Annotated in this window: 11 protein-coding genes and 3 tRNA genes; 11 read left to right on the top strand and 3 right to left on the bottom strand. The window is 50.3% G+C overall.

The genetic code is table 11. The features are described from left to right. Nucleotides 1-70: 70 nt before the first annotated feature. Together HLG76_RS10315 and HLG76_RS10310 are read left to right on the top strand one after the other, a co-directional pair. Nucleotides 71-147 (top strand) — tRNA-Met (locus tag HLG76_RS10315). 35 nt (nt 148-182) lie between these two features. Then, nucleotides 183-258, top strand: a tRNA-Gly gene (locus HLG76_RS10310). A 36-nt stretch (nt 259-294) separates the two neighbouring features. Here HLG76_RS10310 and HLG76_RS10305 read toward each other — a convergent pair. Then, entirely contained in the window at nt 295-1266 is a 972-nt protein-coding gene (locus HLG76_RS10305) for a sensor domain-containing diguanylate cyclase (RefSeq protein WP_175993606.1), read from the bottom strand. A gap of 213 nt (nt 1267-1479) precedes the next feature. Between HLG76_RS10305 and HLG76_RS10300 the strand changes: the two genes are divergently transcribed. Next, nucleotides 1480-2457, top strand: a complete 978-nt coding sequence (locus HLG76_RS10300) for an arginine deiminase-related protein (protein ID WP_077461233.1) — start codon at nt 1480-1482, stop codon at nt 2455-2457. Between the two features lie 67 nt (nt 2458-2524). Here the strand turns inward: HLG76_RS10300 and HLG76_RS10295 are convergent, their stop codons facing one another. After that, nucleotides 2525-2884: a HopJ type III effector protein gene (locus HLG76_RS10295; protein WP_077461234.1), complete on the bottom strand. Its 360-nt coding sequence runs from the start codon at nt 2882-2884 to the stop codon at nt 2525-2527. A gap of 183 nt (nt 2885-3067) precedes the next feature. Between HLG76_RS10295 and HLG76_RS10290 the strand changes: the two genes are divergently transcribed. The 3 genes from HLG76_RS10290 (at nt 3068) to HLG76_RS10280 (ending at nt 4285) form a co-directional block, all read left to right on the top strand. Next, a tRNA-Ser gene (locus HLG76_RS10290) sits at nt 3068-3158 on the top strand. Between the two features lie 239 nt (nt 3159-3397). Beyond that, nucleotides 3398-4066, top strand: coding sequence for an epoxyqueuosine reductase QueH (locus HLG76_RS10285; RefSeq protein WP_175993605.1), 669 nt, complete (start codon nt 3398-3400; stop codon nt 4064-4066). A gap of 42 nt (nt 4067-4108) precedes the next feature. Further along, nucleotides 4109-4285: a hypothetical protein gene (locus tag HLG76_RS10280; RefSeq protein WP_175993604.1), complete on the top strand. Its 177-nt coding sequence runs from the start codon at nt 4109-4111 to the stop codon at nt 4283-4285. 32 nt (nt 4286-4317) lie between these two features. Here HLG76_RS10280 and HLG76_RS10275 read toward each other — a convergent pair whose 3' ends face one another. Then, complete coding sequence (locus HLG76_RS10275; protein ID WP_175993603.1) at nt 4318-5487, bottom strand: MFS transporter; 1170 nt, start codon at nt 5485-5487, stop codon at nt 4318-4320. Between the two features lie 453 nt (nt 5488-5940). Between HLG76_RS10275 and HLG76_RS10270 the strand changes: the two genes are divergently transcribed. From HLG76_RS10270 to glpC, 5 genes are all read left to right on the top strand, one after another. Beyond that, on the top strand, nt 5941-6705 hold the full coding sequence (locus tag HLG76_RS10270; RefSeq protein WP_217706551.1) for a glucosaminidase domain-containing protein: 765 nt from the start codon (nt 5941-5943) through the stop codon (nt 6703-6705). A gap of 14 nt (nt 6706-6719) precedes the next feature. Beyond that, nucleotides 6720-7403 carry a YoaK family protein gene (locus HLG76_RS10265; RefSeq protein WP_175993602.1) on the top strand — a complete coding sequence of 228 codons (684 nt, stop codon included), beginning with the start codon at nt 6720-6722 and terminating at the stop codon, nt 7401-7403. Nucleotides 7404-7712: 309 nt separating this feature from the next. Next, nucleotides 7713-9404 carry an anaerobic glycerol-3-phosphate dehydrogenase subunit A gene (glpA, locus tag HLG76_RS10260; RefSeq protein ID WP_175993601.1) on the top strand — a complete coding sequence of 564 codons (1692 nt, stop codon included), beginning with the start codon at nt 7713-7715 and terminating at the stop codon, nt 9402-9404. Further along, nucleotides 9401-10708, top strand: a complete 1308-nt coding sequence (glpB, locus tag HLG76_RS10255) for a glycerol-3-phosphate dehydrogenase subunit GlpB (protein ID WP_175993600.1) — start codon at nt 9401-9403, stop codon at nt 10706-10708. The genes glpA and glpB overlap by 4 nt, the downstream gene beginning before the upstream one ends. Beyond that, a complete protein-coding gene (gene glpC, locus HLG76_RS10250) occupies nt 10702-11955 on the top strand; it encodes an anaerobic glycerol-3-phosphate dehydrogenase subunit GlpC (protein ID WP_021023121.1) in 1254 nt (417 codons plus the stop codon). The genes glpB and glpC overlap by 7 nt, the downstream gene beginning before the upstream one ends. The last annotated feature ends 61 nt before the right edge of the window (nt 11956-12016 follow it).

Below are 12016 nucleotides of genomic sequence, written 5' to 3'. Positions count from 1 at the left end.
GAGGTCACGAGTTCGAACCTCGTATGTCGCTCCAAGTTTTGCCCACATCAAGCATGATTGATGTTACGGACGCGGGATGGAGCAGTCTGGTAGCTCGTCGGGCTCATAACCCGAAGGTCGGTGGTTCGAATCCGCCTCCCGCAACCAATTTTCTAAGCGCTTTTAGGCGCTTGATTGAACAAGCGACATTAGCTCAGCTGGTAGAGCGCGACCTTGCCAAGGTCGAGGTCACGAGTTCGAACCTCGTATGTCGCTCCAATCTTCTCATCGTTTTTCTCATCTATTTTGTTAGCGTTATCCAATATCACGTGTTTCCGAAGGCACAGGGTATGTCCGAGTGTCGTTCGTTGCGTCTAATAACATGGTTTCTAATGTCACTGTTTCATCGATCTGGGTGAAGTGGGCGAGGCCGACCGAATAGACAAACGGATAACGTTCTGACGATAAACGCCGGCAGAGCCTTAGGTAAAATCGATCTAATTGGGCTTCGACGGCGTCAACGTCTTGTTGAATCAATAATACGGCGAATTCACAGCCTTCTAAACGTCCTATCCAGCCTGTATCATCAAAGACATCCCTTAAACAGGCGGCAAATGCTCTCAGGACGCCATCACCCGCATGCTTGCCATAGTGCCGATTTATGCCTTGTAGCTGACGGACGTCAAAGTGCAGCAAAGTATGTTGATCTTCGATCACCATCTCATCGGTCAAATAGCTGGTTACTTCTCGGTAAAAGCCACGGCGATTAAATACGCTTGTCAAAGGGTCGATCACATTTTGTTGAGTCATGACCAGCTCATGTTCCACGATTCGCGCGAGATCTGACAGCGCGCGCTCACAGGCGTCACTGAGCTGACGAGGCTTGTGGTCGATGACACAGAGGGTACCAAGCAAGTGCTCGCTATCAAGACTAAAAGGGAATCCAGCATAAAAACGGATGTTAGGAGGGCCGGTTACCAATGGGTTATCATCAAATCGACGATCATTAAGCGTGTCCTCAATGATAAATGGTTCGAGTTGATGAATAGCATGCCCACAAATGGACTCACTGCGCCCAGTCTGATTAACGGCTAACCCACGTTTGGCTTTAAACCATTGGCGATCTTCATCAACCAGGCTAATCGCAACCACCGGGCAATCAGATACGTAGGCAGCGACACGCACAATTCGCTCAAATCGATCTTCACGGCCCGTATCTAATATCCCTAGATCATATAAGGCGTGAAGACGCTTATCTTCGTGGCGAGTTGGCTGCGCTGGTTTCATGCTTTGTTCTCCCTGTTTATTTTAATAGTGTAGTTAACTAAACTTCCGCCCTGCAATGTGCGGATTCACCTGGATTTGTAAAAAACTTGTTTCAATGATATTTTCCTGCGGTTATTCATTCCACTGGGTGAGGCTGTTGCGCGTTTAAAACTGATCGCGTACCCCATAGCCCATCTATACTCTTTAAGTCATGTTGTTTTAGAAGGTTTGCTTATGGCGTTTTTAGCGAGCTACGATACCCAATATCCGCTATCCCATCCCCACGCAGCGTCGGCCGTGTTGATGGTACCCCCGCTTCATTTTAAGTTTAATGCACAAACCAGTGAGGATAATGGTTTTCAACACGCTCCCTCATTGCCCGACGAGGAAGTAAAAACGCGCGCCATGGCAGAGTTTAATAACATGGTGATGATTTTGCGTCGCCATGGTATTGATGTGGTGGTGATGGAATACCCTGACTCGGATCCGGCGACACCGGATGCCGTCTTCCCGAATAACTGGTTTAGCACCTTGCCCAGTGGTGAGCTTTATCTTTACCCTATGGCATGCCCAAACCGTCAGTTAGAGGTAAAGCCAGAGCGTTTAATGGCAGCATTGGATCGTGCCGGCTATGACGTTAATCATGTGCATAAGGTCAAATGTCACGATAAAGAAGAGGCGTTTCTCGAAAGCACAGGCGCAATGGTTATCGATCACCTTAACCAGCGTGTTTATGCGGCACTTTCACACCGTTGTGACAGTATTTTATTGACCGAATGGGCAGCAAAGGTGGGCATGCGACAAGTCGTGAGCTTCAACACCGAGATGAGCGATGGCAATCCGGTTTATCATACTAATGTGATGATGGCTGTGGGCGAAGCGTTTGCCGTGGTTTGTGATGAGGTAATAGAGGCCGGGCAGCGGGATTTGGTCTGCAATACACTGAGCGAAGACAAAACGCTCGTTTCGATCAGTGAATCACAAATGAATCAGCTTTGTGGCAATATCTTGCAATTGCGAAATCGACATGGCGAATCGGTGATTGTGATGTCGTTGTCTGCTTACAGTGCTTTTACAGAAGCGCAAAAGCGTACATTACGCCAGTTTGGGAAACTGGTTCCTATCGATGTCACAACAATAGAGACAATTGGCGGCGGTAGCGTACGTTGTATGATGGGGGAGATATTTCTGCCGCGTCAGCATACTAGCTAGCGTTCGATCAAGTCTGGCGTCATAGGCAAACGGCGACCGCGGGTCGCCGTTTTTGATCGGACGTCCTTTAAGAATGCGTTCGCGTTTTTGCTTTCAAGGGCATTTTGTCAAACGACACACCTTTCCATCCGGTTACCATAAAATTACGAATATTTTTATGATCAGTCCCAGAGGGATGGCTCAACACGTCCTCGCGGTAGTACCCTCCGAAACACGCGAGCGTTTGCGCTTCCGTTAACTCATGCAGCTGGCAAAACGCGAGCACTTTGCAAGAGCCTGTATTTTGTCCAGCTTTATTGGCGAGGTTACCGTTAGTAAATCGCGTGGGCGCGTAGTCGTAATGTGCATCTATCACCGCCATCGTCTCATCAAACATTACCATATCGGGTGTTTGCGTTACCTTGGCGAGAAAGCTGTCTAAGGTCATGTCGGTTCCTGAGTTAGTAACATGCGAGCTCTCAATGGAGAGTATATGCACGTTGTACCAACTTGTTCACCGAATGTGAAGCCGCGTCATGTCAGTAATGGATGAATATCCATCACTTAAACAAAAAATAGTGTTGCAGTACTTTACATTGCACTAGGGCATCATTAGTATACAAAACTGTTCGGAGGGATGGCTGAGCGGTTGAAAGCACCGGTCTTGAAAACCGGCAAGGGTTAATAGCCCTTCCAGGGTTCAAATCCCTGTCCCTCCGCCAAATCTAAAAAAGCCGCTGAGAAATCAGCGGCTTTTTTGTATCTATTTTAACCCTCTCTTTCCGAAGTCTGTTCACACTCGCCCGAGTAAGTGATGTAAAGTTCATCATAAATAAGCGCAAAACACCGTTCGACAATCACAACGTCTGCAAATTTGGGCGATGGCGTGCTAGAATCCGTTACATACGCAAATATATGAATATTGGCGTTTTATTTTTTGCATTGTGAACACGGAATTGCCATGCCTGAATTTACACGTACGCCGTTGCCTTTGCCGCCTGACTTTGATCGCGACAACGACCAGTTACTCCTTCACTCTTGTTGTGCCCCTTGTTCGGGAGAAGTGATGGAAGCGATACAAGCAAGCGGGATCCGCTACAGTATCTTTTTCTATAATCCCAACATTCATCCGGCTAAAGAATACGAAATCCGTAAGCAGGAGAATATTCGCTTTGCAGAAGATCATGACGTGCCGTTTATCGATATGGATTACGATACCGATAACTGGTACGCCAGAGCTAAGGGGATGGAGTTTGAACCTGAGCGCGGCATCCGATGCACCATGTGCTTTGACATGCGGTTTGAGCGCACAGCGCTATATGCCGCCGAACATGGTTTCCGGTTTATCAGTAGTTCACTGGGTATCTCGCGCTGGAAGAACATGCAGCAAATTAATGATTGTGGCCATCGCGCAGCCGCCCCATATCCAGATGTAAGCTACTGGGATTACAACTGGCGCAAGCAAGGTGGTAGTCAGCGAATGATAGAAATCAGCAAGCGCGAGCGTTTTTACCAGCAGGAATACTGCGGGTGTATTTATTCGCTGCGGGATACGAATAAACACCGCCTAGCGCAAGGACGCGAGCGAATTAAGCTCGGCGTACAATACTACGGCGACGATCAAAACTAAGCACCAGATTTAAACCGAAAGGCGCCTCTCAGGCGCTTTTTCGTGCGTTTAAATGGCTTTCACCGAGCAGGTGTGAAGGGCGATGCCAGCAATTGGCTAGAGGCAACACAAGCGCATCTTGATATCATAAAAGTCGCCTTGCAAACGGCAGGACTGCAAACCGTGAACATGCCACCACCTGAATTACTGCCGACTGAGGCAAGTAAATTCAACGTCTAATAAAGGTTTTGGATACTTGGAATATTGTCGAGCTAGGTGCTTTTGCACCTTGTCGCTACTGAGTGGGCGCTTTGGCGTAGAATCCCAATTTGAATAACGATAGCAACGCCACCAACTGCCGCGGCTGCATAGACAAGCTGAGTCACCGAAAGGCCGTGGCTGAGCCACAAACCACCTAATAGGGTACCCACCGCACCCCCTAGGTAGTTTGAAGAACTATTCAGTGCCACCACCGCGGCGCTATGATCAGGTTGGAGGCTAATCAGTGTGTGTTGCTGTGGCGCGAGTGACGACCAACCGGCCGCACCCCACAAGAAGAATGGCACAAAGGCAATCAGTGAAGACAGAGGCAAACTACTCGGGATGCTATATATTGCCACTGACATCAGCGCCAGTATGCCTAGCAGGATCGCCCTTGGGTGTTTTACCCAGTCGATTAAATGGCCGATGGTGAAGCTGCCAATCATACCACCCAGCCCCCAAACCCATAAATATGGCGTAAGGTTGGTTTGTTGTGTGATACCCGTAATCACCGGTGCGAGGTAAGAATAGAGTCCTAAGCTGGCGACAGCCGTCAGAAACGTGACAGTAATCGTCGCAGATACTGAACGATCGGTGAGTAGCGCGACGCGCGCTTTTAATGATGGCGGCGGCGCGACACAGATATGCGGCACTCCGAGCACCACGCCAACAAGCCCAATAAGCGCGATACCGATCACGACAGCAAAAACACCTTGCCATCCCAACCAAGCAGATAAAGCCAGGCCCGCAGGAACGCCTACGACAGTGCCAGCACTCATTCCACCCAGTAAAAGACCTAATGCGCGACCTTTCTTTTCGTCAGGCACCAAAGATGCCGCACTCGCCGCCGCTAAAGGTGAGAAAATGCCTGCGCCAATACCGGCTAGCGCACGGCTTGCAAGTAGCATGGTTAAGTGAGTGCTGAAAATCGTGACAAGGTTAGCGGCAATAAATACCAACATCGACAGCACGAGGGCCTTTTTAGTAGGAAAGCCAGCCAATAAGGTAGCCAGTATGGGTGCGGAAAGGGCATAGCACAACGTAAAGGCAGTCACCATCTGTGCTGTTTGGGCTTCAGTAATATGAAAACTGGTCGAAATTTCCGGGATAATGCCCGCAACGACATATGCATCCATACCGAACGCAAACATCGCAATGGGTAAAAATAAAATGTTTTTCATGGTTAGCCTAGCGCGTGAGTGTTTGAAAAGTCGCGAGTATGTCGCCAATTGAAGCGCGGATGGCGATAAGAAAATAATTCCAAGTAAGGTGCAACTGTATGATGATTAGTAAATGTAACAAAATGTTATTGAAGGCTTCAATGACAGCCTATAAATACAGTTAGTGGGTGCAGGAAAGTATTTTTTACATGATAAACAATATATTATATTGCGGAAGGCAATATGAAACAAAACGAGCCACCATTGACCGGTGGTCGAATTACTTAGTGAGAGCCCCCGCCATCACGGCCATGTTGAGGTTGACCATAGTGATTTAGGTGGGGCGTGTTTTCGGGTGATTTTTCCCTGTTAACATAGATGTGGCACTGCCAGTATAAAGTTGAGCGGGCGGTATTCGTCGCCAACGGGTATTTCGCGTATAATACCGCTCACATCGACAACATCAGGGGCATCATGAAACATCGTAACTTTGTCTTGATTGGCATGGCTATTGTTGCTGTGGCTATCACCATTTTGATCTCGCGTCAGCAGCCCAAAGCTCCCCTTGTTCCTGATTTCCAATCTTTTGCCGCGGGGGCAGAGCGCAAGCAGGCGTTTTTTGATTACTTCACGCCCGTTGTCAATACGATTAATAACCAAATACGGGCCGATCGTACCGCATTGTTGGCATGGCATGCGCGTAAAAATGCGCTAAGTAGCCGAGAAACAAAACGCGTCCAAGCGCTGGCGAATCAGTACGAGTTAGCAGACTTTGATGTTAGCCAGGAAGCGAATTGGATGGCGCTGATCCAACGAGTGGATATCATTCCGCCGTCGTTGGTGTTAGCGCAGGCAGCCAATGAGAGTGCGTGGGGTACCTCGCGGTTTGCACGTGAAGGCAACAACTACTTTGGCCAGTGGTGTTTTAGCAAAGGGTGTGGTCTGGTGCCTAAGCAGCGAACGGAAGGCAAAACCCATGAAGTGGCTGCGTTTGAAGGGCCACAAGCCTCGGTAGAAAGCTATATCAACAACCTTAATACCCATGCCGCATATCAAGGACTACGCGAGATCCGCGCCCGTCTGCGAGAGCAAAACAAAACGCTTTCAGGCGCGGTGCTCGCCAATGGATTAGGGCGCTACTCTGAGCGTGGGCAGGCCTATGTGGAAGAGTTGCAAGCGATGATCCGTCATAACCAACTTGATAGGCTCGACCCGCCAGCATCGTCATCGACTAACTAACGCAAGGAAAGCCAATGATTACCCGTTTGCCTCGGTGGGTTGAATCCGGGGCGTTCGTGTTGGCACTGATCGCCGGCACCATCAATGCGATCGGCTTGTTGGGCTTTGAACACCAAGCCGTCTCACACGTGTCAGGCACCGCGACGCAATTTGGCTCGGGGCTGTTTGCGGGCCAGTGGATGCACGTTGTTCAGCTGGGTGGCTTATTGTTGGCCTTTTTCCTTGGTGCTGCGGTGTCCGGCTGCTTGTTGCATGGTAGCACGCTAAAGCTGGGCCGCCATTATGACTCGGCACTCTTTGTTGAAGCCGGGTTAATTGTGGTGGCGTTTTATTTTTTATCCCGCGGCTTTGCCATTGGTCAACTGGCGGCATCGGCGGCTTGTGGCCTGCAAAATGCGATGGCGACCACCTATAGTGGTGCGATTGTACGCTCAACCCATTTAACCGGTATTGTCACCGATTTAGGCTTAATGTTAGGCGGCAAGCTGCGCGGTAACCGCGTTGATAAGCGTAAACTGATGCTGTTTTTACTGATTGCGTCGGGGTTTATTGTCGGCGGCGTGGTAGGGGCGGCGTTATTTGCGCATTTCCACTTTACGGCCTTGTTGTTTCCGGCGGGATTATGCTTCGTGGTGGCACTGTGTTATCGCGCCACCATGACTCGACAACATTTGAGATCGGGCAATAATAGCCAATAAATACACAATGTATTAACAATGCGCGTTTTCGAGCATGGTGACTTTGTCTTCTTTGTCTTCTTTGTCTTCTTTTTCACGACCATGCTATCCCTAGGTGTTTTCCTCAAATGGCGGATAAACGTGGCCTGGTTTCTTGTAGTGCTCATTTGCCGTGTCACCATTCGCGCGCTATCCGCCACTGAAAAGTTTGTCCTAAATCAAACAAGCCGCAGTTTCCTTTTCGCTTTCGCGCATAGTGTGATGTTGTCGCCGTCATTGTTGCACGGGAAATGCCACACTCTGGTTACGATAAAGTAACAAGGAGGCCCCATGCCAACTCGCCATTATATTGAAACGGATGTGGTCATCATTGGTGGCGGTGCGACCGGCACTGGCATCATGCGCGATTGTGCGCTTCGCGGCATCTCGTGCATTTTGCTCGAACGTGACGATATTGCGGCAGGCACTTCGGGTCGCAACCATGGGTTGTTGCACTCTGGGGCTCGTTACGCGGTCACGGATACCGAATCGGCACGCGAATGCATCCAAGAAAACACCATTCTTAAATCTGTGGCGCGTCATTGCGTGGAAGATACCAAGGGGCTGTTTATTACCTTGCCGGAAGACGATCTGGCCTACCAAGATACCTTTATCGCCAGTTGTGATAAAGCCGGTATTCCGACACGAAAACTCACACCGCATGAGGCGCTCGTTCTAGAGCCCAATGCTAACCCGGCCATGATAGGCGCCGTGCAAGTGCCCGATGGCACGGTTGACCCCTTTCGTTTGTGTGCGGCAAATGTGTTAGACGGTAAAGAGCATGGCGGCAAGGTATTTAATCATACCCAAGTCACTGGATTAATTCGCCAAGGCGCGACGGTACAAGGGGTTCATTGTATCCACACTCTTACGGGTGAGCGCTTTTCGATTATGGCCCAGCAAGTGATCAATGCGGCAGGGATTTGGGGCCAGACTATCTGTGAGTATGCCGATCTCAACATCAAAATGTTTCCTGCCAAGGGCTCACTGCTGATCCTCGATTACCGCATTAATAATCGGGTGATCAACCGCTGTCGCAAACCGGCCGATGCGGACATCTTGGTGCCTGGCGATACTATTTCCTTAATTGGTACGACGTCCGAGCATATTGAGTACGACCAAATTGATAAGTTGGCGGTGACGCCACAAGAAGTGGATGTGCTGATGCGCGAGGGCGCCAAGCTGGCTCCCATCATGGCCAATACTCGGGTGTTACGGGCTTATGCAGGCGTACGCCCGTTGGTCTCGGTGGACGATGATGGCAGTGGTCGTAATATCAGCCGCGGCATCGTGTTGCTTGACCACCAAGCGCGCGATGGCCTTGACGGTTTGATCACCATTACCGGTGGCAAACTCATGACCTATCGACTGATGGCCGAGCAAGCCACAGATTTGGTGGCTGAAAAACTGGGTAACCGCAATGCCTGCCAAACCGCGACACGGCCGCTACCGGGCTCTGAGCCCTCCAAAGGGATCAGCAAAGCCAGTGCAAGCTTGGTCAAACCCGTCTATCAATCCGCCTATTATCGCCATGGCGAACGCGTCAGCCATTTCTTGGATGAAAGTGACGACAGCCAAGCGGTGATTTGCGAATGCGAAATGGTGACCAAAGGCGAGGTGAATTACGCCATTCAATCGTTGGATGCAAAAAACATCACTGATTTACGCCGTCGCACCCGTCTTGGAATGGGGCCGTGTCAGGGCGAGTTGTGCAGTTATCGCGCCGCCAGCTTATTCAGTGAGTGCGGAGGATTAGATGGGCAAGCGAGTGCTGGGCTGCTGGTGGACTTTCTTGAAGAGCGCTGGAAGGGCGTCAAGCCTATCTTCTGGGGGGACGCTTTACGCGAAGCCGAATTTAGTTACTGGATTTATCAAGGATTATTTGGCGCCGGTGATGTGCCTAAGTCGTCGAGCGAGGAATCAAAAACGGAAATGAATGAGCAAGTGTCCACTCAAGCTGTCGATCAGGAGGTCTCACAATGATTCACTATGATATTGCGGTGATTGGCGGTGGCATTGCTGGGTATACGGCAGCGATACGTGCATTGGAAGCCGGCAAAAAAACGGTAATGATCAGTGCGGGACAAAGTGCACTGCATTTTTCCTCGGGTTCAATTGATGTACTGGGCCATTTTCCTAATGGTGAGCCGGTTACCCAACCGTTTGAGGCGATTCCCAAATTGGTGCGCCAGCATCCTGAGCACCCTTATGCCAAGGTTAGCCTTGATGAGATCACCGATTCGTTAACCTGGTTCCAACAGCAACTCAGTGCGCAAAAAGTGTGTTTGTATCATCAAGAAGACAACGCCAATCATGGCCGGATCACGCCGCTGGGCACTGTGCGTCCGACGTGGTTATCGCAAGGGCACGTGTATCAACATCGTGGCCCGCGCCGTTTTTCGGGTCTCTGTTTTGCCGCCATTGACGGCTATCGCGATGCGCAACCGACGTTAGCCAAAGACACTATTACCGCGCAGCGTGATTTTGCCTCCTGCCCGAGTCGCACCATCACGCTTTCGATTCCTGGTGCGGAGCGTTTGCGCCGTAACCGCAATGAATTGCGCTCGGTTGATCTGTCACGCTTACTGGCCGAGCCTAACGCCTTTGACAGCCTGTGCGAGCAGTTAATCGCGCAATCTGGACCGGACGAGCTCGTGATTTTGCCTGCCATCATTGCCAACGTTGCGGGCGAGCAGGGTATGGATGCACTTAAACAGCGCACCGATCGTTGCTTCCATGAAGTGCCCACCATGCCGCCTTCGTTACTCGGGATTCGAATAGAAGAGGCCCTGCAGCGCGCGTTTGCCAGTGCAGGTGGCATGTTGCTGCGCGGTGATCAAGTCACCAGCGGCGAGTTTGACGACAGTGGCCGCCTCACTGCATTACATACCCGTCAGTTAGAGGATATTCCGTTAACCGCAGAGGCAGTGATCTTGGCGACGGGAAGCTATTTTAGTCGCGGCTTGAATGCGGATCGCACCCAAGTTAGCGAGCCAACACTGGGGTTAGATATGGTACAAAGCCCTGATCGCAACGAATGGCGCAATGAGGACTTTTTCAGCCAGCAAAGTCATCCGTTTATGGCCTTCGGTATTAACACCGATAACCAACTGCGGCCTACCGCGCGCGGAAAACGTTGTCAAAACTTGTTTGTATGTGGGGCAGTACTCAGTGGTTACGACCCCGTATTTGAAGGTTGCGGCGGAGGCGTTGCGGTTGCAACAGGCTACGCCGCGGCACAACGAGCACTTGCCGTGATGGCAAACGCTAAGGAGGCCATATGTTAACCGAATGGCTTAAACAGCGAGAATATCGCGACCATGCACCGCAGCCCACCAGTTTTGACCAGTGTATCAAGTGTACCGTCTGCACTGTGTACTGCCCAGTGTCGAAAGTGAATCCGGCGTATCCGGGCCCCAAAGAGTGTGGGCCGGACGGCGAGCGTCTGCGGATTAAAAATCCAGAGTATTATGACGACCTACTCAAACTATGCACCAACTGCAAACGCTGCGAAACCGCCTGTCCCTCTGGGGTGAAAATTGGTGATATCATTGCCGTGGCACGGGGTAAACATGGCGAGAAAAACATCAATCCTAAGTTGATGCGTGATTACGTGCTCAGCCACACCGATTTATTTGGTACCTTGGCGAACCCGGTGGCACCGATTGTGAATGCGATGACGGATCTAAAACCGGTAAAAGCGGTGATGCATGCCACCATTGGGGTAGATAAACATAAATCCTTGCCTAAGTATTCTTTTGGTACCTTCCGCCGCTGGATGAAAAGCCAAACGGCGGCACAAGCTGAATACCCCAAACAAGTCAGCTATTTTCACGGTTGTTATGTGAATTTTAACAATCCGCAGCTCGGCAAAGACTTGGTCACAGTAATGAATGCGATGGGCTATGGCGTTCAGCTATTAGAGAAACACAAATGCTGTGGTGTCCCCTTAATTGCTAACGGTTTTTATGATAAAGCAAGACGTAATGCCACCGCCAATACCGCGATGATTGCCGATTCTGTTGCCGACGAGCGCCCAGTGATCGCGACGTCATCATCGTGTGCGCTGACACTCAAAGAAGAGTATCCGCATGTATTGGGCGTCGACAATCAGCATGTGGCAGGACAAATTAGCTTCGTGACCCGTTTTTTACTCAAAGCGGCAATGAATGGCGAGATGCCCAAGCTAAAACCCATCAATAAACGGGTGGTGTATCACACTCCTTGTCACTTGGAGCGCAGTGGCAATGCGATGTTCACCATTGAGCTATTGCGGATGATCCCCGGGTTAGACGTGGTTGTGCTCGATAGCGAGTGTTGTGGTTTGGCAGGCACCTATGGCTTTAAAACCGAGAACTATCAAACCTCGATTGCCATCGGTAGTGGTTTGTTTGCTCAGATTAAAGCTGCAGAAGCTGACTTTGCTATCACCGATTGTGAAACCTGCAAATGGCAAATTGAAGAGAACACACCGTTGGAAGCCTTGCATCCGGTCAGTGTGCTGGCGATGGCCGTGGATGATGCGAATCCATAAAAGCGACGACGACCTCGAATAAGACGACCTCGAATAAAAAGCGCCACCGTATGAGGTGGCG

Origin of the sequence: Salinivibrio sp. EAGSL, from assembly GCF_013366455.1 — a bacterium.
Taxonomy (GTDB): Bacteria; Pseudomonadota; Gammaproteobacteria; order Enterobacterales; family Vibrionaceae; genus Salinivibrio; species Salinivibrio costicola.
This window is presented reverse-complemented; position numbering and strand designations above follow the sequence as displayed.